This is a genomic window from Candidatus Woesearchaeota archaeon (assembly GCA_018675335.1).
GTDB lineage: Archaea > Nanobdellota > Nanobdellia > Woesearchaeales > UBA11576 > JABJCP01.
Genome location: JABGYH010000007.1, coordinates 273726 through 293591, shown reverse-complemented (window position 1 = coordinate 293591; position 19866 = coordinate 273726). Strand labels below are relative to the sequence as shown.

Sequence of the window (19866 nt, the reverse complement as noted above, 5' to 3'; positions counted from 1 at the left end):
TAATTTCTTTTTTTATTTTATTCATTTTTCTTTTTTTTATGTTAGTTATTTAATCTTAGCTAAATTAATTAAGTATTTACAAATTTAAATTTTAATAAATTTTAAATTAATAATTATATAAACAATAACCTTTTTAAACATTCTCTGCTTTCTTTTTTTTTATGAAATCCTACTCGCAATCTTTATCTGCAGCACAAAAAAAAATTCAAGTTGCAGATCACATGCTAACTCAGACATATCCTATGGTAAAAGATCCTAAATTATTGTTAGCAGTACTAGAAAACATTTTTGTTTCAACATCTTATTCTCTTGATGCTTTACTTTTTTTTATGCGAGACCAAAAAGAAATTCCTCAATTCCAGGAATCATTCGATTCAAAATATAATTCATTCAAACTACATTTAGCTAAAAAACATAATTTTTCAACTGAAGAGATTAATTTAATTTTGGACTTAAAAAAGTTTGTTAAGTTTCATAAAGACAGTCCTGTTGAATTTTCTCGCAATAATAAATTTGTTATCTGTTCAGACAAATATGAGATGAAAGAAATTTCATTATCTGAAATGAAACAGTACATCAAAAAGGCAAATGCATTTTTAAAGAAAATTGAGAATATAATCATAAAGCACGAGTCATAAATTCAAATTGCAAAATTGATTAATTGATATTTGCGGGCGAATAATACTTGGTTTTTTAAATTCTCATTAGATTTATAAATAAGTGGGTCTTCACTTCCAGTTCAGAAGAATTTAGGAGGGCAAAATGAACGAATTTTACAAAAAATCAAGAGATGAGCTAAAAAGAGCAGATCATTTAATATTCGTTAGTTTAAAATATACTCGTACAGTTGATGTTCTTAAAAGTATAATTGAGAGGTTAATTAATTGTGTTGATTTTTGTTTTAACGCATTATTAACTGATTTAGTTGAAAAAGGGGAATTAAGAGAAATTCCCTCAGCTCCCGTTCCCAAATGCAAATTAGTTAAAGAATTATTTGCAGATGATGAAAAAGTTGTTCAAATGGTGGAATTATTCTTATTGTGGCGACGTATTTCTAAGGCTGAATATAGCAAAGAATTTGAATTTAGAAGACATGTAGCACTTACTGCTTTTTTAAAGGATGAAGAAAATGTTAAAGTTAATATTGATGTTATTACTGAATATTTTCAAAAAACTAAGTTATTTTTTGGGTACTTATCAAACAAATTTTTGCCTCAAGAAGATTAATTTTAAGGTATTTTTATAAATTATAATTGTTTAATTATTTTTAAAAAGAGCTTTTTAAAGCTATTAGCATAATTTATTTTTTTTAAAAAAGATTAAAAAAGAGATTTTTGTAAAACTTATTTTCAAATGACTATATTAAGTTTAGTTTCTGCAAAAGGAGGTGTAGGTAAAACCACTGTTTCTATTAATTTAAGTTCTGCACTTTCGCCACATTTTGAAACTAATAATTCTTCAGTAATTCTTGTTGACGCGGATTTTATTCATCCAAACATCAGTCTTAATTTAGGCTTTCCTAATTTAACTAAAAATTTAAACTCTGCAATTAATGGAACTCACCCAGTTCATTCTTGTTTGTATCAACACAATTCTGGATTGAAGTTTGTTCCTTCCTCAATTTTTCAAAAAGACTATCATAATTCTTTAATTACTCATCTTAAACCTCATCTTATTGATTTATCTAAAAGAAAACCTCATGCGCATTTTCCCAAAAGAGGCGCGTCTACAAATAGTATGGCCCAAAATAATTCTACAAATTTAGTTGTGGTTGATTCTGCAGACGATCATTTCCACACTATGCATACTATGCAAGCATCAGATCATGTGATCGCAGTATGTACTGCATGTCCTAATTCAGTTCATGATACTAAGAAGTTTATAGAACAATCAAATTCAATTGGAATTAATATCGAAGGAGTTATTGTTAATCAGTTTAAATCTGATGAGTTTGATCATTCGCTTTTTGAAATTAGTGAAAAATTATCAAAACCTATTTTAGGGGTTATTCCTTTTGATAATTCGGTAAGGTCTGCATCAAAGCTTAATCATCCTGTGGTATTCGCACATCCTGATTCAGACTCCGCGAGTGCTTTTCGCAAGTTAGCAGTTTCTTTGCTCGCAGGTGACCCATATGCCTAGAACGCTTCATCAGCATCTTATGGAAAAAGGGTGGTCGTCTAATGAAGTTGATGGTGCATTATCAAGATTGTATAGTGAAGATAACCATCCTGAAGCTATGAAAACACATCATCAAAGATTTTCTAATGTTCATGATTTAAATCCTGTAATTTATTGGGCAGTTTTAATTATTGCAATTATTGGTAATTTTATTATTGCGTTAGTTTTTATTCCATTTTTGATGATGTTAACTTCTGTGCAAATTTTAGTTATTTTGTCTGTGATGGGTTTAATTTTTGGAGCTATGTTTAATTTATTGTTAAAAGATATTGAAAAAATTGATTATAAACATCATATTGTTGCAGGAGTTTTTATTCCAATGATGGCCGCAGTAACAATTTTTGTTGTAGTATCAATTGCCAATAACTTAAGTCGAGTAATTCAACTGGAAATAATTCAAAATCCTTTTTTAGTTACCTTCGTTTATGTTATTTCGTTTTCTGCGCCGTACATAATATATAAACTAAAAGATATTTCTAAAGAACACAAATTTAAGAAGTCAAATCCTTCTCTTCATACTAAATATACTCAACCTGCAAGAGAACAAAGTGATGCACATATTGCGCAAGGGATGTATAAATAAATTATTGACACGTGAACTGAAAATAATTAGTGTGTGTGAATAAAATAAAAAAGGGCGGTAGGCGAGAATTGAACTCGCGTCTTAGGATATCTGCAAATAAAATCCAAATAATATTTGGAAATTAGTGTTTGCCACAGTCCTATATACTAACCATTATACGACTACCGCCATGTGTAATCTTGACGAATGTTAATGAGGAATGTTACTTTGCGTTTCAATTGAGCGTAACCAATTGCCATTATACGACTACTGCCATGTGTAATCTTGACGAATGTTTAATGAGGAATGTTACTTTGCGTTTCAATTGAGCGTAACCAATTACTATTGTGCGATTGCTGCCCCGTATTGTTGAGATTTTTTCTAAGATATGTCCCTTATATTTCTTTTGTTTTTAAATGAAATATATTAATGCTGACTTAAACTAATCAGGGTATGATTAAATAATTCTTTAAACTGATAGTAATGTGCTTTAATTATATTCTAAACTATGTCTCATCTTATATTGGGCGCCACAATACTTAAATTTTAGCAGACTAAACTAACTTAATTGGTGTCTTTCCAATAAGTTTATAAACGAACGCCATTTTTACCAAATATTATAAAAGCCCGAGTTCAAAGGCATTTCGAGCGCGTTTAGGGTTTATTGATAATATTTCAATAAATGAGCGCTTTCTATGTTTTTTGAATCAATTTGGAGCTTTTTTAAGGTGTTTAGATAATGTCAGAACAAAAACAAGAGTTCAAACACATCGTGCGTGTAGCAAATACTGATTTAGATGGTAACAAACCTATTCAGCAAGCTTTGCTTAAAATTAAAGGAATTGGTTTTTCTTTAGCTAATGCAGTTTGCCAATACGCAAAAGTTGAAGGTAATAAAAAAACTGGATATCTTTTAGATGACGAAACTGAACAATTAACTGATGTTCTTCAAAATCCACATTCATACAAAATGCCTTCTTGGATGTTAAATCGACAAAAAGATGTTGAAACTGGAGAAGATATGCATTTGTTAGGGCCTAGTCTTAAATTTCAAAAAGATAATGACATCAAACTTCTTAAAAAAATTAAATGCTTTAAAGGTGTTAGACACCAAGCAGGCCTTCCACTAAGAGGTCAAAGAACCGGTTCTAATTTTAGAAGTAAAAGAGGAACTAGTTTAGGCGTTAAGAAAAAAACAAAATAAGGTAATTTACAATGGGAGATCCTAAAAAAACAAGAAAAAAATATTCAGGTCCAAATCATCCTTGGAATAAAGAACGAATAGAAGAGGAAAAAGCACTTAAAGCAGAGTTTGGATTAAAAAACAAAACTGAAATTTATAGGATGAATTCATTATTGAGAAATTTCTTTCTTCAAGCAAAAAAACTTGTTACTCAAACAGGTAGTCAAGCTGAAATTGAAAAAGCACAATTACTTAAAAAATTACAAAAACTTGGATTTTTAAGTTCTGAAGCTTCTCTTCCTAATGTATTATCACTTTCAATTCGCGATTTAATGGAGCGAAGATTACAAACAATGGTCTACAAAAAAATGTTAGCAAATTCAGCTAAACAAGCTAGACAATTTATCACTCATAAACATATTACTGTTAATGAGAAAATCATAACTGCGCCATCTTATTTAGTTTCATTAAATGAAGAACATACAATTTCATTTATTGAACGATCAGCAATATCTAATCCAGAACATCCAGAACGTGCTTCACTTGAAAAAAAGAAAAAAACAGACACGCCTGGTGCTGAACCAGTAAAAAAAGAAACATTAAAATCAAAGCCTAAAAAAGAACAGGCTAAACCCAAAAAATAAGATTAAAAATGGCTGAAGAAAAACCAAAAGTACAATCAACAGAACCTAGTGTAGAAAAAACTGCACCTAAAAGTACCTATAGTAAACCGGTAGGTGCAAGGACGCCAGATAAATTTAATCGTAATACTGACCGAAGACCTGCGCCTAGGCCAGAATATAAACGTAGACCGGTTAAATGGGGAGTTTGTCATATTTATTCAACATATAATAATACTATTATTCACATTACGGATATTACTGGAACTGAAAGTATAGCGCGTACTTCTGGTGGTCAAGTTGTTAAAACAGATCGTTTAGAATCAAGTCCTACTGCTGCAATGATTGCTGCTAAAAAAGCTGCAGAAATTGCAAAAGATAAAGGAATTACAGGAATTCATGTTCGAATCCGAGCTAGAGGCGGCCATAATGGTCCTTCAAATCCAGGCCCTGGTGCTCAAGCAGCAGTTAGAGCATTTTCAAGAATGGGTTTAAGAATCGGAGTTATTGAAGACGTAACGCCAATCCCTCACGATGGGTGCAGGAAAAAAGGCGGAAAGCGAGGTCGAAGAGTTTAAAATGATTGTTACCTCTCTTGAATCTGATAAAAAGAATGGTAAAATATCTTTTGTTTTAGAACAGTCTAGTCCTGCTTTTGCTAATATGCTTAGAAGGTCAATAATTAATGATATTCCGACTATGGCAATTGAAGACGTTGAATTTAGAAAAAATACATCTGTTTTGTATGATGAAATTGTTGCACATAGATTAGGATTAATTCCTATTAAAACTGATCTTAAATCATATAATCTTCCAGCAAATTGTGCTTGTGAAGGTGCAGGTTGTGCTAAATGTTCATTAAAATTAACATTAAAAGCTAAAGGTCCTGGAGTGGTTTATGCATCAGAAATAGAATCTCAAGATCCTAAAGTTGTTCCAGTTCATCCAAAAATGCCTATTGTTAAACTAACAAAAGGGCAACAGATTGAAATTGAAGCAACTGCAATCCTTGGAACTGGAAGTGAGCACTCAAAATGGAGTGCAGGTCATTGTTTTTTCAAGTGCAAACCTGATATTAAAATTGGTAAAGTTGATAATGCAGATATGGTCGCAAAAATTTGCCCAGTTAATGTTTTTGATGTTAAAAGTGGCAAACTAGTAATCAACAAAGATAATTATTTCAAATGCCATCTTTGTGGTGCTTGCACTGATGTTGCAGATATCAAACTTAATGAAAGCGATTCAGATTTTATATTTTTTGTAGAAAGTTGGGGTCAATTAAAACCCTCCGAAATGATTAATTGTGCGGTTGAATATTTTCAACAAAAAGTAGAAAAATTAAGTGAATCATTCAAATAATTCATTTATGATTAAAATAATATTTTCATAAATTAGTATTCAACATATTAAAAATTATAATTCAAAAATATATTTCAAAAAATAAAAATAAAAAGTAATTGATTAAAATGGCAAAAAGAACTGGTCCATCCAATCCTGTATTAATTCAACTTATTCATGAGTTGAAGAAGAAAGCAATAGATGACAATGCAGGTTTGTGGAAAAGAATAGCAACTGATTTGGAAAAATCTTCAAGACAAAGACGTATTGTTAATTTGTCTAGATTAAACAGGTTTACCAAAGAAAATGAGATTATTATTGTTCCTGGTAAAGTTTTAGGTTCTGGAATTTTAAATCATTCTATAACTATTGCAGCGTTTGATTTTTCTGATGGTGCAGTTGATGCATTAAAAGCTCAAAAGTGTAATGTTTTATCTATTGATGATTTAATGAAAAAGAATCCTAAAACAAAAGATGTGAGGATTATTGGTTAAAATGATAGTTGATGCAAAAGATCTAATTGCTGGACGTTTAGCAGCAGTCGTTGCTAAAAAAGCTTTATTAGGTGAAACCATAGATATTGTTAATAGTGAATATGCTGTTATGAGTGGTTCTCGTGATCAGATTTTTGCTAGATTTAAACAAAAAAGAGATCATGGTATTCCATTAAAAGGTCCTTATTATCCTAGACAGGCAGATAGAATTTTACGTCGAATGATTCGAGGTATGCTGCCATACAAACAAGAAAAAGGAGTTACTGCTTTCAAACGTATTATGTGTTGGAAAGGAGTTCCTGAAGTTTTTAATGATAAAAAGTTTGAGACATTTGAACAGTTCAGTGTTCGTAAACTTCCTAATCTTAAGTTCGTTACTATTGGAGAAGTCTCTCAATTTTTAGGTGGTAAACTTGAGTAAGAAGAAAGATACTAATATTATCGCGGCAGGTAGTCGTAAGCGTTCAATTGCAAGAGCAGTTTTAAAAGAAGGTAAAGGTTTAGTTCGTGTTAATGGGCAATCTTTAGAGTTTTTTAGATCTGAGTTAGTTAGAATGAAAATCAGAGAACCACTTTTATTAGTTGGTGATATGGCAAACAAACTCCACATTGATGTAACGGTTAATGGTGGCGGAGTTAATGGTCAAGCAGAAGCTGCAAGATTAGCTATTTGCCGTGCACTTTCCGAATTTGGTGGTGCTGCAGTTCGTAAAACTTTGGGAGATTATGATAGAGCATTTATTGTTGCAGATGTTAGGCGTAAAGAAGTTTGTAAACCTAATGATTCAAAAGCACGTGCTAAACGTCAGAAATCATATCGTTAAACTTATAATAATCAATTGTGTATATTATGCACATAGTTAGAGGTCAAAAATGTTAATACCTATTCGTTGTTGGAGTTGTGGAAAGCCAATTGGTCAGTTTTGGGATGAGTTCAAAGAACGAACCAAGAAAGGTGAAGAGATCAAGACAGTATTAGATTCATTTGGTTTGGATCGTTATTGTTGTAGACAACAAATCATGGGTAATGTTGATCTTATTGATACTGTTGCAAAGTTTAAGAAGTTTTAGACTTGATTTATTATAATTCTTATTTTTTTTATTAATATTTATTCTTGAGTATATTAATATTTATTTCTTTAGTAATTTGATTACTGTAGCTAATGTTATTGTACTTAATTATTAAGCCATATTGATGTAAACCAAATAAGACTAATGTATTGATAGATCATATTTGAGCAAAATGAACTAGTTGAAACTCACTTTAGGGTGTTTTTAGGTTATTAAAATATTATTTTCTGGCAATTTAGGGTATTTTGACTGAGATTTAGCATTTTTGATAGGTTATATGCTAAAATGAGTCATATGATTCAGTTAAACCCCTTATTTATTTAATTAGCACTCTAAGCAGTTATTTTATTGGGCATATTAATAAATTTTAAAACTAAAATGAGATAACTTGACTTCTTTGATGTTATCAAGAGTTTTAATTATTTAATTCGTTTAATCTGAGAGTTTAATTGAAATTATGTGGTTATGTTGGTTTAGAATTAAGAAATAACTATTTTGCTATTATATTCCTCAGCTTATGTTCGAAAAGTTTTATTTGAGTAGTTATTCGTTAATTTTGGTCAGTTTAGGTTATTTTATGTCTAGTTCAGGTCAGTTCATACTCAGTTCAGTTCAAATCCGAACTAGTTCAGCCCTTTGAATTCACCCATTTCAGGGCTTCTACTCTATTTTCTCCTCACTTTTTGTCTTTTTTAGCTGTTTTTTCAAAATAAACCCTCACTTTTGCTATTTTTCCTTTTAAATCTTTCGTTTTTAGGCCCTGTATGGCTCATTTTTGACCTTTTGAGTTGTTTTAGTGAATTATTGCATTATTTTAGGTATATTTACTAACTTCTCACTTTTAGGCTTATTTGAGCTATTTTAATCATTTTTCTTCATTTTTTCTTCATTTTTAGCTTATTTGGGATATTTTTGTATGTTTTTGTATGTTTTTTGGGTATTTTTATCATTAAATTGCTTAATTATTGTGGGTTCAGTTCGAATTCAATTCGAGTTCAGTTCGTACTAGGTTCGTACTGAACGAACTGAACTGGCTTAAATGGTTAAATTTATATATTTGGACTCATTTTTAGTTCGGATTGGGTTCGGAGTTCAGTTCGTACTGAATTCGTACTGAACTGGTTGAACTAAGCAGGTCAAAAAACGCGAATAAAATGAGTGTTTTTTGTAAAAAATTGAGTGAAAGTGAGGGTTAATCTTAGAATGTGTGCAAAAAACCAAAAAATTTATAAACAAAAACTGTTTATTTATAAATGGGGGTCATAAATTGGTGTTTAATTTCTTTAAACGTAAGCAAATATCTGAGCAGCCAAGATTGGAAATAATCAGGTCACAACTCGCAACTGCATTTTCTAGAATCAAAGATGATATTTCCGAAGTTAATTCTCAAATTGTGGATAATCAATCAGAAGTTGATAAGTTGAATGCTTGGGTAAGTTATCTTAACAATCACTCAGCACACAATAAAAAGCAACACAGGGAGTTATCTGGTAAGTTGTCTAAGTTAGAATGTAGTCATAAAACTTTACATGAGTCTCATTCGTCCGCAAAGGAAGAATTACATTTGAAACATGGTACTTTATCTAAATCCCATAATTTAACAAAACAAGAAGTGGATAATCTTAAGCGCTGGGTACATCATTTTCACACGTTATTTAATCAACAAAAACAAAAGGAACTTGTAGTTTCTAACCAATTATCTGATCTTAATGATTTATTTATTAAAACAATTGAAGCTTCAAAATCGGAAATTTCTACATTGAAGCAAGAAAACGTTGATCTCAAATCACAATTGTCTAAATTGCAAGAATCACATTCTTCGTTTCAACGGTCGTTTGAAGAATCTTCTTCAGATACTGAATCATCTGAACCTATTGTCAATCAAGTGAGTCGGGGATTGATTGCGCCACCGCAAGTAGCAGTTCAATCTGATTTTTCAGGTTTTGAAAAACAGTTCATTCGTAGAATTAGGCCTAATCGTAAACAGTATGTGTTAGATCAAATTCTTAAAATGGTTGGTGAGCAGCAATATACTACGCGAGAAATTGAAGATGTTTTAGTGAGTGAGAAACAACTTTGTGGACGTACATCTTTTTTTAGTTATCTTAAAGAGTTAAGGATTACGGGAAAGATTGATAATGCGACTGTTGGTGGCAGAGTCATTCTTGTTGATAAAAATTGAATGGAATATCTATTTATTTTAAACTTATTTTGGGCTCATATTGATTATATTGATTTGGTTGCAAGTTTCATGAGTGGTATTAAGAAAATTAAAATCGCAATTAAGATTATGCATTTGATTATGCTTTGATTATTTATTTCCTTTTCTTCTTTTGTTTTAGTTTTTTCTTGAAGTTTTATTGATTCTAACACATCAATCATTTTGTTTACCTCTCAACACAAACTAATAATTAGTATGCATTAGTGATAACAATATTTTTCTTTTATGTTAAACCTTTGTGATAATTTTTTGGGAAAAACAGTTAAATTTATAATAAATTCTAGCTTTTGAACAACTTATGGTGAATTTGGATAAAAAAGATCTTAGAATAATTTATTGCTTATGCCAAAATAGCCGTCAAAGCTTGTCTAGTATTGCATCGCTGGTTGGTCTTAGTAAAAATTCTGTAAAATATCGCGTTGATAGATTAATTAAGAATGAATTTATGGATAATTTTTCTCCTGCAATTAACACCTATTTATTTGGGTTTAACACGTTTGACATTTTAATTAAACTTAATGCGAGTCCGAATCAAGAAAAAGAAGTCATTAATTATTTGTCTGATTATCCTTTCACAACTTGGTTTGCTTCTTTATCTGGTGAGTGGGATTTAATTTTAGAACTTGCTGCAAAAGATTCAATTCATTTGGGTAAGATGTTGTATGAAATTTGTTCAAAAATTGGTGATAAGATTGTTAATTATGATGTAATCATTACTTTTGATTTTCTTAAATTAACTCCTCTTCCTGAAGATTTTTTTGATCCTGTAAATCTAAAATTAAAAGATGATCCTATAAGAACTTTAAAGCCTGTAACTCTTGATAATATTGATGCAAATATTTTATCTCTTCTCTGTAAAAATTGCACAATTCCTCAGTATGAAATTGCAAAACAAGTTGGGTTATCTGCTGATTCTGTGAGGTATAGAATTAAAAATTTAGAAAAATCAGGGGTGATTGTAAAATATATTCCTACCTTTTTTATGAAAAATTTGGGTTATTCTGAGTACTCTGTAATTCTTGATTTAAAAAAACCAAATCCTGATTTATTGGCTAAGCTTTATTCGTATATTGTTCAAAATAAAAATATTACTTATGCAATTAGTGATGCAATTAAACCGAGAATTTCATTGTATGTTGTAGTCAAATCAAGTTCTGATTTGGATTATTTATTAAAAGAATTAAGAAGTTTATTTTTGGATGTTATTCGTTCACAAAAATTTATGTTGGTATCAAAACATCACAAATTTAATTTATTTCCAAAAGGTGTTAAAAACTCTTTTTAAGAATTCTTTTTTTGTGTTTAGATTTTAAAAAACATTAGTCTAATTTTTATAATCTTTTATGTCTAATAAAATGGTATTATTTGTTTATTCAACTTAACGATTAATCTCGATTTGAGCATAATTAGATCCTGGTTCGATTTGAATTATGCTTTCAGGGGAGCTTAAGTTGGTATTATCTGAACTGAATTCGAACTGAACTAAAATATTTGTTGCGAAATATCCTGCATAAAATATATAAATAAGGTTTTTTAAACTATTTGGATGGTAAGTTTTAATGAAATTCAAGATAAATGGCAGAAACGTTGGGATGAATCAGGGGTGTTTAAAGCATCTGATGAGTCTGATAAACCTAAATTTTATTGTTTAGAAATGTATCCATATCCTTCTGGCAAACTTCATATTGGTCATGTGCGTAATTATGCAATCGGCGATTGCTTTGCACGTTTTAAACGTATGAATGGTTTCAAAGTTTTGTATCCTATGGGGTATGATAGTTTTGGTTTGCCTGCCGAAAATGCTGCAATAAAAAATAAGTCTCATCCAAGACAGTGGACTTTGAAAACTAGTGAGATGATGATGGGGCAGCAAAAAATGCTGGGATTAAGTTATGACTGGGATAGGTTTGTAACTAGTTTTGATTCTGATTATTACAAATGGAATCAGTGGATTTTTTTACAATTGTTCAAAAAGGGTTTGGCATACAAAAAAGCTGCACCTATTAATTGGTGTCCTGATTGTGCAACAGTTCTGGCGAACGAACAAGTTGAAAATGGTAAGTGCTGGCGTTGCAAATTTGTTGTTGAAGAAAAGAATTTGGAGCAGTGGTTTTTCAAAATTACTGATTATGCAGATCGGTTACTCAAAGACTTGGACTTGTTAGAAAATTGGCCTGAAAAAGTTAAAACTATGCAGCGTAATTGGATTGGAAAATCAAAAGGCACGTTGATAGATTTTGATGTTGTAGATTGCACTGGTAAAAAAATTGATACTATCCAAACTTTTACTACTCGTCCTGATACTATTTATGGGATAACTTATTTGGTATTAGCAGTTGAACATCCTAAGGTTATTGAATGGGCTAAAGGAACTGATAGAGAAAATGAAATAAAGAAATTTATTGGTGAAGTTAAGAAAAAAACTGTTATCGAACGTACTGCGGAAGGAAAAGAAAAGAATGGTGAGTTCTTAGGCGTGTATGGGATAAATCCTGTTAATGGCGAGAAGTTTCCGTTGTGGATTGCAGATTATGCATTGTATGATTATGGGACTGGGGCAGTAATGGCAGTTCCCGCACACGATCAGAGAGATTATGATTTTGCAAAAAAATATGATCTTCCAATTAAAGTAGTTATTAATCCTAAAGATGGTCATGTATTTGATCCAAAAAAACTTTCTAGGGCATTTGTCGATGAAGGAGTTATGACTGATAGTGGAGATTTTAATGGAATTAATAATGTTGATGCTATTGAAGAAATTTCTCAATATTTAGAAAAAAATGGGTGGGGGAAACGAACAATTAATTACAAATTGCGTGATTGGTTAATTTCAAGACAACGTTATTGGGGAACTCCAATTCCGATTATTTATTGTGATGCTTGTGGTGTTGTTCCAGTTCCAGAAGAGCAGCTTCCAGTAAAACTTCCAGATGATGTTGAGTTTACTGGTAAATGTAATCCATTAACTACTTCAAAAATATTTAATGAGTGCACTTGTCCAAATTGTGGTATTCCTGCGAAACGTGAAACTGATACTATGGATACTTTTATTGATTCTAGTTGGTATTTTTTCAGATACTGTTCTAATAAATTTGAGGGTGCACCATTCAAAAAAGATGTTGCTGATAAGTGGATGTCTGTTGATCAATATATTGGGGGGATTGAACATGCAATTCTTCATTTATTGTATGCAAGGTTTTTTACTAAATTTTTCAAAGATATTGGTTTGACTAATATTGATGAGCCGTTTAAGAGTTTATTTTGTCAGGGGATGGTATTAAAAGATGGTGCTAAGATGAGTAAATCTCTTGGCAATGTTGTGGACCCTGGTGAAATTATTGATAAATATGGTTCTGATACTGCCAGGTTTTTTATTTTATTTGCGGCACTTCCAGAAAAAGAGTTAGATTGGTCTGATACTGGTGTTGCAGGTAGTTTTAAATTTCTTAATCGTGTGTGGAGACTAATTGATCCTCTTCCTGAATTTAATGATTGCGAGTTATCATCTTCAGATAAGCAAATGGTTTCGAAGACTCATAGGGCAATTCAAAAAGTAACTGAGTTGATTAATGAGTTTAAGTTTTCGTTAGCATTAGGTGCAATAATGGAATTTGTCAATTCAATTTCAAAATATAGAGAATCATCAAAAACTGACGCAGGGGTAGAAGTTGTAAATGAGGGTGTATATGTTGAAGCGTTAGAATCAGTAGCATTACTTTTAGCACCATTTACGCCTCACATTTCAGAAGAGATTTGGGATTTACTTGGAAAAAATACTTCTCCTAAAAAAGACAATTTTATTGCAGTTGCACCTTGGCCTGTTTTTGATGAGTCCAAAATAGATCCAGAAGCTGAGGCTCAAGAAGATTTAATTGAGTCAGTTATTGCAGATATTCGTGCAGTTCTTGAATTGGCAAAAATTGATGCTCCAAAAAAATTGACTTTGTTTGTGGCGCCTGTTTGGAAATATGAGTTTATGGCACAATTTAAAGAAGCAATAAAGACAACTAGAAATCCTGGAGAGTTAATTAAGTTGTTTATGCAAACTGAGTTAAAAAAATATGGTCAAGATATTACTAAGTTGATTCCTAAGTTGATTAAAGATACATCTAAAGTGCCGTTAGTTCTTATTGGGCAAGATAAAGAATTAGAATCAATTAAATCTAGTAAATCTATGTTGGAGTCTGAATTTAATACTGTTGTTGAAATTGTGAAAACTGAAGATTCAAATCATCCTAAAGCTAAGAATGCTAGTCCGGGGAAATTGGCTATACTGATCGAATAAGTGAGTTTCAAATAGTTTAGGTTATTTTCATATTATTTTTAATTTTTTTTTATGTGTTTTTTTTTAGATTGATTAGTTGAATTAATTTTTTTATCTATTTTATTTTTTCATATTTTTTTCTCATTTAGTTTCTATCATTCGAATTTGTGGTTTTGAGCCATTTTAGTCCATTTACAAACTATATTCTGTCGTTAATTAGTTGACAACAATAACATAATATTTATAAGTGAACTCTTATTTCTTTAATTCATGGTAGCTAATAATTCAAATACTGGCAAGGGTATTAATTCGTCAACTAATGCAGTTGCATCAACTGGGGCGTCAACCAAGTCCTCTACTGCTAGCAACGATCCTGAGATAATGTCTGCGCTTAAAGAATTTGGTTTAACAGATAAGGAATTAAAAGTATACCTGGCATTAATTAAACAAGGATCTTCATTAGTAACTGAGTTATCTCAAAGTGCTGGAACTTATAGGACGTATACTTATGAAATTTTGAATTCATTAAAAGAAAAAGGGCTTGTAAATTCAGTTGTAAAATCAGGGAAGCAATTTTTTGAAGCAGAGCAACCAGAAAAACTCTTATCAATTTTAACAACAAGAACAGAACGCATTTCAAAAATTATTCCTGATCTTAACAGTATGTTTCAGTCTACTTATCAAAAACCTCAGATTTCAATTTATGAGGGTGATCTTGGTTTGAAATCAGTTCTTGAAAATGTTCTAAAACAATCTAATGAAAAAAATCAAGCAGAGCTTCTTATTTATGGTTCTTCAAATAAACAGATCAAGCTTTTTGAATCAGTATTTACTGGGTTTACAAAAAAAAGAGTTAAGAAAAAGATTTGTGAAAAAATAATTACTGAAATGTCAAAAGAAGGAATTACATTTCAAAAATCAGATCAAGATAATCTGCGTGAAACGAGATTAATTCCTAAAGAAATGAACTTGCCAACAACAACTTTAATTTATGGTGATACGGTTGTGTTTATATCGCGTGATCATGGTTTATTTTGTGTTATGTTTCAAAGTAAGTCTTTAGCAGATACTCAAAGAATTGTATTTGATTTATTTTGGAAAGCAATTGGCAGATAGGATCATTGCATAATTATTAGTTGAGAATTCGAATGTAGCAATTAGAGTTGCTACTCAGTTTCAAGGCGTTCTTCTTAATTGTTTAACGAGGTAACTTTCGCAATCTTCATCGTATTGTTTTTCTTGAGTTCCCTTGTCATACGCTTTTTTATATTTATCTTCGTGAAGTTTAGAATTCGCAGATTCATCTTTTTTTAAGTCGGGGGAGTCTCCGTCTTGTTTAATTTTGCCAATTTGTTCTGGTTTTTGTTTGTCTAAATCCAAAACTTCTTTTTCTTTTACTTTGACCCCTATCATATCGCATTTGTTTTTTATTTTTTCTTGAATTTGCGAAATTTCGCCTTCGGGGATTTGTTGCGGAGTCCATAAAAAATTTAGTCCATCCTCAGTATTTCTTGCAATTACATTAACAATTATGTGATTTTCATCTTCACTAAACATGTTGCCGGTATCTAGCATAATATTTGTGCCTCCTGGCTGTAAATTTTCAAATAATGCGGTTGCAGTAAAGCTTGCAGTATACATTAAATGTTCAACATCTTTATCTGGAACACTTTCAAATGACTTGTATTTTTTCTTTGTGATTACTTGTATGTGTCCTTTTATTGCAGGTGTTTTAGGAATTACTGCGTAGACTACATCATCTTCATACAATATTTCAGTTCCGTCTAATATTTTATCTGAACTCATTTTATGGTTTGTACTAATTATTTCGTTTTATGTATGCGTTATTATGGTGATAATTTTTTTTGTTTTTTCGTCTTATTTTTTCTTTTGGGTATTATCCAAATAGTTTTGAAACCAAATCAAGATTTGCGTCATCTTTTTTTTCGGTTTTAGTTTCGACACTGGATCCTAAATTTTCTTTTTCTTCGGATTGCTCACTCGGTTCAGTTTCTTTTTTTTCAAATGGTTTTCCGCTAACAAGTGCGATGATTTCGTCTAAATCGACATTTTTGAATAGGTCTTTTAATTGTGGGTGTGTGGGTACTAATTGTTTGAATTGATCTGGTTGTTTGAGTATGATTTCTTTTAATTGGGGGTTTTGATTTATTATTTGTACAATTTGTTCTTTTCCAAGTTCTTTTGAAACTCCAACGTCTCCGCGGGCAACAGTTGTATTATTTTGTCCTCCTAAACTCTCTCCTCCTGCAGAACCTTTATAGCCAAGCATAGTTAGATTTTTATCAAGCATTGCATTTAAAATAGGTTTAACTTTTTGAACGACTTCTGAAACGTCTGCTTCTAAAGATGGTTTTTCAGGTATTTCGAAATTATTTAATCCATCTCCTTTTTCGCGAGGGATTAAATGAATTACTACGTGAGGTATTTGTTGTCCTGCAACGCCTCCGTTGGCAATGAATGCGGTGGTGTAATCGCTAAGCATAGAATCTTTCATTGATTTAGAAATATCTCGAACTTTAATCATTAATTGTTTAAAAATTTCAGGGGGTATTACTGGCATTATGAAATAATGTTCTTTTGGGATTAATAGGACGTGACCTTTAGTTGCGGGCCTTATATCCATGAAAGCTAAGATGTGTTCATTTTCATATATTTTTTTCCCTGGAATTTTTCCTGAAACTATCTGGCAGAATATGCATTGTTGTTTTTGCTGTTCAAGCGCTTCTTGTTGTTCGGGGGATAATTCCATTTTTATCTAGTAAACTTATGTGATAAAAGAAAAAAGTGTTTATAATAAATCTTTCTAATTTTTAAATTAAAAACTGTTCAATTTCAAAAATTGATATTTTAAACGCGTTTACAAGTTTATGTCTAAAAACAAATAATAAAAAAATAAGTGCAAACAGAATGATTGATGAATGACTATTAGTAATAAACAAATTATAAAACATCAGAATACAAAAATTATAAACCCTCAGAATAAACAACTGATGAATAATTAGAATAAATAAATAATGACCAAATAATAATTAATAACCAAATAATAAAAAAATATTTTCATAAACTATTTCTTTCTATCTCCTAAATTAGTTTGGTGGGTCTACTTGCATGTTTTCTCGAGGGATAAATAATGTGTAGGGAACAACTCCTCCGGTTACTTGTGCAATTAACCCTTCATCACATTCTCTTGTGCGTACTGTGGAAGGTATTTGTACTGAATTACCTACGAGGACTAATTGACTTCCTCCAAGGGTGTGGGGTTTACTGAGTTTTTGATTTTTATAGGCAGTTCCATGTGCTCTATCCGGACTAAGTTTATTATCCAAATGATTTTTTGCATCGGTTATTTGCCATTCCATTGTTAGTCCACGAAGTTCAGGTTCTGGCCCTACATAGGATATTTGTAAATGGTCCGCAGAGTACCTATTAGATTTTCTGTGGGTTTCATATTCGGTTATTTCTGCCCAGTCTAATTTTTTTGCCCAATTAACTACTCCTTGAACTGAGGAAGGATCTGCTACAACTATTTCAAGGCCGCAACCATCCTGGACCATTAATTGTGTGGGATCATAAAATTCACCTGCGCGACCATACTCTCCTATTCTTCTTCCAGTTTTTTCAGCAAAACTGCAAGGATGTTTAACTCTTGATTGAATTTTGGAAACAATAATTCCTGGCAAATTTGTTGCGGTAACTGTTCCATGCAAGTCGGAATTGACATAGTGATTAACTTTTCCATCTAATAAGATGTAGTGTGGATATTGGTTTTGAGTTGTGTGTTCTTCATAAACTGGCATCAAATCAGCTAATACTTTTTGCACAACTAAGTTTAGGAATGCAGGATTTCTTTCAGCAATAATTAATCTTTTTTGAGCTAAAAATCCTTGTCTTAGTTCTTTATCTGCTCTGATTAATCTATCTACGAGCTTGCCTGTTCGTAATGGATTTACATTTGTTACGAGTTCAGGATTTCTTTGATTAGGCAGTTTTGTAACTGCAGCAGTTCTAGTAGTTCCTCTCATTGATCTCAACTCTTATTTTGTGTTGTGGCCCCTTCTTAAAGCCTGACTGGCGACAAATGGTTTACTAAATATACAAAACTCTGCACGGATTTCGTTACAAGAAATAGGTTTGATGGTTATGTGACGCTTGCAACAAAATCCGTGCCCAAAAGGCTGTAGATCTTGTTTCAGCGCACAAAAACCTTAATAATTTGTGAAGCTAAAACTAGTGGGATGTAATCACTTCTGTGCATTAAACACAGCCCTTGGTCAATATCACTAGTTGCCATCAATAATACCTATGCAGTAATAATATTTAAATGTTTTCATTTTTGGCAATTTTATTTATAATTTATATATTTTATATGTTTTTTACATTATTTTAAAAAACAGTATTTTTTTATAAATTTTTATTTTTGAAAGAACATTTAGGTCGGTAGCTATTATTTGAGTATTTATGTTCAATTTATTGGAGAATTAGTATATTTTAGATTAAAAAAATGGCAGGCCACTTCAGGTGGACCCTAACAAAAATAATTGGTTTATCTTGATTTTTCCTCAATTCCGCTACCCTTGGAGCACCAACTTAAGTGGTTAGTGCTGCTCTATTCCTAGTCTGACACGATTCCCAAAAAAGTCAATCCCCGAGGACAGAATATCCTCGTCCAAATCAAGGCCAAAAACTTTTGTTAAGGCCTCTCCAAAGCTTCAACTCCGCCATAAAGCCCGTTGACGGTTACAAGGAAGGGCTAACTCCCCAGTCTAGCCTGCCATTCTAACTTCAATTTGAGCTTCTTTTTAAAGCTTTTTGTATTGGGTTATGAAGAATTAAATTTAAGTTTGTAAAAATTATTATTTGGTTATTTTAAAGTTCATGTTTTAGTTCTTATTTTTCAATGTCAAAACAAATTTAAATATCAGTGTTACTTATAATTATATGAACTAGCAGGGGTTTATAATCAGTTTAACAATTGTTTATGATTCGGGCAGTTTTATGGGTTAATTTATGGATTCTTCAATAACTTTCTTGGGTAGTGGCGGTGGACGTCAAGTTATGACTTCTCAACTTAGAGGTACTGGTGGAATAATTCTTAATTTGCAAAAAACACAAATTCATCTAGATCCAGGACCGGGTTCTGCAGTATTTGCAAAACTTTACAATATTGATCTTTCAAAAACCTCAGTTATTTTAACTTCCCATCACCATATAGATAATTGTAATGATCTTAATTTGGCAATTGATTCGATTACTCTCGGAGGAAAAATTCAAAAAGGAACGCTAATAATAACTAATGAGGTTTTAGATAAAGTTTTAACAAAACATCACGAAAATTTAGTGGAAAAATTAATTATTATTAACAAATTAAATCAGGATAATCAAGTAAGTGAAATTATTAAAGAAATTAATTTGCCTGGAATAAAAATAGTTCCTACGAAAACAAAAGATCATTGTGGGGGATTTGGATTTAAATTTATTACTGCAAATTATGTTATAGGTTACACATCCGATACTGCGTACTTTGCATCACTTCCGGGCCAATTTAAAGATTGCAATATATTAATAATAAACAATATGTATTCCTTTAACATTAAAGAACCTTCAAAAAATCATTTGTCTTCATTGGATTCATTAAATCTTATTCAAAAACTTAAATCTTATGCAAAATTAAAATTAGTTATTTTGACTCATTTTGGGACTGAAATTATAGCCTCAGATCCGATATATGATGCAAGAAAATTAACAAAAGAAACAGGTGTGCAAGTAATAGCAGCAGCTGATGGTATGTCTATTGATCCAGTAAATTATGCAGTTACTAATTCTCAGAAAAGTTTAGGAGACTATTAGAAAAATAAAAATTTTTGGAAGTTTAATAAATTTTAATTAGTCCAATTACTATTTCTATTATTAT

The 19866-nt window shown here is 31.1% G+C and carries 21 protein-coding genes and 1 other RNA gene; 17 read left to right on the top strand and 5 right to left on the bottom strand.

Translation table 11 applies throughout. From position 1 onward, the window contains the following. The first annotated feature begins 161 nt into the window (after window positions 1–161). The 13 genes from HN587_05810 to HN587_05750 all read left to right on the top strand — a co-directional run bounded on the left by HN587_05810 (window position 162) and on the right by HN587_05750 (window position 9631). Window positions 162–638 (top strand): hypothetical protein, encoded by a 477-nt coding sequence (locus HN587_05810; protein MBT7903353.1) that lies wholly within the window; start codon window positions 162–164, stop codon window positions 636–638. Between the two features lie 124 nt (window positions 639–762). Next, complete coding sequence (locus HN587_05805) at window positions 763–1227, top strand: hypothetical protein (GenBank protein MBT7903352.1); 465 nt, start codon at window positions 763–765, stop codon at window positions 1225–1227. Window positions 1228–1353: 126 nt separating this feature from the next. Then, entirely contained in the window at window positions 1354–2142 is a 789-nt protein-coding gene (locus tag HN587_05800) for a P-loop NTPase (protein ID MBT7903351.1), read from the top strand. Then, window positions 2135–2764: a hypothetical protein gene (locus HN587_05795; GenBank protein MBT7903350.1), complete on the top strand. Its 630-nt coding sequence runs from the start codon at window positions 2135–2137 to the stop codon at window positions 2762–2764. The genes HN587_05800 and HN587_05795 overlap by 8 nt, the downstream gene beginning before the upstream one ends. A gap of 718 nt (window positions 2765–3482) precedes the next feature. Beyond that, the gene (locus HN587_05790; protein ID MBT7903349.1) at window positions 3483–3947 is read left to right on the top strand and encodes a 30S ribosomal protein S13; all 465 of its coding nucleotides are present in this window, start codon (window positions 3483–3485) and stop codon (window positions 3945–3947) included. A gap of 11 nt (window positions 3948–3958) precedes the next feature. Then, window positions 3959–4570, top strand: a complete 612-nt coding sequence (locus HN587_05785; protein ID MBT7903348.1) for a 30S ribosomal protein S4 — start codon at window positions 3959–3961, stop codon at window positions 4568–4570. Between the two features lie 8 nt (window positions 4571–4578). After that, complete coding sequence (locus HN587_05780; protein MBT7903347.1) at window positions 4579–5124, top strand: 30S ribosomal protein S11; 546 nt, start codon at window positions 4579–4581, stop codon at window positions 5122–5124. A 1-nt stretch (window position 5125) separates the two neighbouring features. Further along, window positions 5126–5905: a DNA-directed RNA polymerase subunit D gene (locus HN587_05775; GenBank protein ID MBT7903346.1), complete on the top strand. Its 780-nt coding sequence runs from the start codon at window positions 5126–5128 to the stop codon at window positions 5903–5905. Between the two features lie 107 nt (window positions 5906–6012). After that, window positions 6013–6378 carry a 50S ribosomal protein L18e gene (locus HN587_05770; GenBank protein MBT7903345.1) on the top strand — a complete coding sequence of 122 codons (366 nt, stop codon included), beginning with the start codon at window positions 6013–6015 and terminating at the stop codon, window positions 6376–6378. A 1-nt stretch (window position 6379) separates the two neighbouring features. Beyond that, the gene (locus HN587_05765) at window positions 6380–6799 is read left to right on the top strand and encodes a 50S ribosomal protein L13 (protein ID MBT7903344.1); all 420 of its coding nucleotides are present in this window, start codon (window positions 6380–6382) and stop codon (window positions 6797–6799) included. Between the two features lie 16 nt (window positions 6800–6815). Then, entirely contained in the window at window positions 6816–7202 is a 387-nt protein-coding gene (rpsI, locus tag HN587_05760; GenBank protein MBT7903343.1) for a 30S ribosomal protein S9, read from the top strand. 49 nt (window positions 7203–7251) lie between these two features. Next, window positions 7252–7449, top strand: a complete 198-nt coding sequence (locus HN587_05755) for a DNA-directed RNA polymerase subunit N (protein ID MBT7903342.1) — start codon at window positions 7252–7254, stop codon at window positions 7447–7449. 1267 nt (window positions 7450–8716) lie between these two features. Next, window positions 8717–9631, top strand: a complete 915-nt coding sequence (locus HN587_05750) for a hypothetical protein (protein MBT7903341.1) — start codon at window positions 8717–8719, stop codon at window positions 9629–9631. A 44-nt stretch (window positions 9632–9675) separates the two neighbouring features. Here HN587_05750 and HN587_05745 read toward each other — a convergent pair whose 3' ends face one another. Continuing rightward, entirely contained in the window at window positions 9676–9831 is a 156-nt protein-coding gene (locus tag HN587_05745) for a hypothetical protein (GenBank protein MBT7903340.1), read from the bottom strand. Window positions 9832–9968: 137 nt separating this feature from the next. Between HN587_05745 and HN587_05740 the strand changes: the two genes are divergently transcribed. The 3 genes from HN587_05740 (at window position 9969) to HN587_05730 (ending at window position 15050) form a co-directional block, all read left to right on the top strand. Beyond that, on the top strand, window positions 9969–10955 hold the full coding sequence (locus tag HN587_05740) for an Lrp/AsnC family transcriptional regulator (GenBank protein MBT7903339.1): 987 nt from the start codon (window positions 9969–9971) through the stop codon (window positions 10953–10955). Window positions 10956–11216: 261 nt separating this feature from the next. Beyond that, window positions 11217–13955, top strand: coding sequence for a leucine--tRNA ligase (locus tag HN587_05735; protein ID MBT7903338.1), 2739 nt, complete (start codon window positions 11217–11219; stop codon window positions 13953–13955). A 249-nt stretch (window positions 13956–14204) separates the two neighbouring features. Continuing rightward, a complete protein-coding gene (locus HN587_05730; protein MBT7903337.1) occupies window positions 14205–15050 on the top strand; it encodes a hypothetical protein in 846 nt (281 codons plus the stop codon). A 60-nt stretch (window positions 15051–15110) separates the two neighbouring features. Here the strand turns inward: HN587_05730 and HN587_05725 are convergent, their stop codons facing one another. From HN587_05725 to ffs, 4 genes are all read right to left on the bottom strand, one after another. After that, window positions 15111–15740 carry an HIT family protein gene (locus HN587_05725; GenBank protein ID MBT7903336.1) on the bottom strand — a complete coding sequence of 210 codons (630 nt, stop codon included), beginning with the start codon at window positions 15738–15740 and terminating at the stop codon, window positions 15111–15113. 91 nt (window positions 15741–15831) lie between these two features. Beyond that, window positions 15832–16704 carry an HIT domain-containing protein gene (locus tag HN587_05720; GenBank protein MBT7903335.1) on the bottom strand — a complete coding sequence of 291 codons (873 nt, stop codon included), beginning with the start codon at window positions 16702–16704 and terminating at the stop codon, window positions 15832–15834. A 337-nt stretch (window positions 16705–17041) separates the two neighbouring features. Next, window positions 17042–17977, bottom strand: coding sequence for a hypothetical protein (locus HN587_05715; protein MBT7903334.1), 936 nt, complete (start codon window positions 17975–17977; stop codon window positions 17042–17044). A 480-nt stretch (window positions 17978–18457) separates the two neighbouring features. Next, window positions 18458–18729, bottom strand: an RNA gene (gene ffs / locus HN587_05710) — signal recognition particle sRNA. Between the two features lie 233 nt (window positions 18730–18962). On the opposite strand from ffs, the gene HN587_05705 reads away from it, so the two are divergent. Beyond that, complete coding sequence (locus HN587_05705; GenBank protein MBT7903333.1) at window positions 18963–19802, top strand: hypothetical protein; 840 nt, start codon at window positions 18963–18965, stop codon at window positions 19800–19802. The last annotated feature ends 64 nt before the right edge of the window (window positions 19803–19866 follow it).

Bases quoted from the DNA above. Each gene is read 5' to 3' on its own strand.
- HN587_05810 (MBT7903353.1), top strand. From the start codon at position 162: ATGAAATCCTACTCGCAATCTTTATCTGCAGCACAAAAAAAAATTCAA.
- HN587_05755 (MBT7903342.1), top strand. From the start codon at position 7,252: ATGTTAATACCTATTCGTTGTTGGAGTTGTGGAAAGCCAATTGGTCAG.
- HN587_05745 (MBT7903340.1), bottom strand. From the start codon at position 9,831: ATGATTGATGTGTTAGAATCAATAAAACTTCAAGAAAAAACTAAAACA.
- HN587_05740 (MBT7903339.1), top strand. From the start codon at position 9,969: ATGGTGAATTTGGATAAAAAAGATCTTAGAATAATTTATTGCTTATGC.
- HN587_05705 (MBT7903333.1), top strand. From the start codon at position 18,963: ATGGATTCTTCAATAACTTTCTTGGGTAGTGGCGGTGGACGTCAAGTT.
- HN587_05795 (MBT7903350.1), top strand. From the start codon at position 2,135: ATGCCTAGAACGCTTCATCAGCATCTTATGGAAAAAGGGTGGTCGTCT.
- HN587_05770 (MBT7903345.1), top strand. From the start codon at position 6,013: ATGGCAAAAAGAACTGGTCCATCCAATCCTGTATTAATTCAACTTATT.
- HN587_05725 (MBT7903336.1), bottom strand. From the start codon at position 15,740: ATGAGTTCAGATAAAATATTAGACGGAACTGAAATATTGTATGAAGAT.
- HN587_05730 (MBT7903337.1), top strand. From the start codon at position 14,205: ATGGTAGCTAATAATTCAAATACTGGCAAGGGTATTAATTCGTCAACT.
- HN587_05805 (MBT7903352.1), top strand. From the start codon at position 763: ATGAACGAATTTTACAAAAAATCAAGAGATGAGCTAAAAAGAGCAGAT.
- HN587_05800 (MBT7903351.1), top strand. From the start codon at position 1,354: ATGACTATATTAAGTTTAGTTTCTGCAAAAGGAGGTGTAGGTAAAACC.
- HN587_05735 (MBT7903338.1), top strand. From the start codon at position 11,217: ATGGTAAGTTTTAATGAAATTCAAGATAAATGGCAGAAACGTTGGGAT.
- HN587_05765 (MBT7903344.1), top strand. From the start codon at position 6,380: ATGATAGTTGATGCAAAAGATCTAATTGCTGGACGTTTAGCAGCAGTC.
- HN587_05785 (MBT7903348.1), top strand. From the start codon at position 3,959: ATGGGAGATCCTAAAAAAACAAGAAAAAAATATTCAGGTCCAAATCAT.
- HN587_05780 (MBT7903347.1), top strand. From the start codon at position 4,579: ATGGCTGAAGAAAAACCAAAAGTACAATCAACAGAACCTAGTGTAGAA.
- HN587_05775 (MBT7903346.1), top strand. From the start codon at position 5,126: ATGATTGTTACCTCTCTTGAATCTGATAAAAAGAATGGTAAAATATCT.
- HN587_05715 (MBT7903334.1), bottom strand. From the start codon at position 17,977: ATGAGAGGAACTACTAGAACTGCTGCAGTTACAAAACTGCCTAATCAA.
- HN587_05790 (MBT7903349.1), top strand. From the start codon at position 3,483: ATGTCAGAACAAAAACAAGAGTTCAAACACATCGTGCGTGTAGCAAAT.
- HN587_05720 (MBT7903335.1), bottom strand. From the start codon at position 16,704: ATGGAATTATCCCCCGAACAACAAGAAGCGCTTGAACAGCAAAAACAA.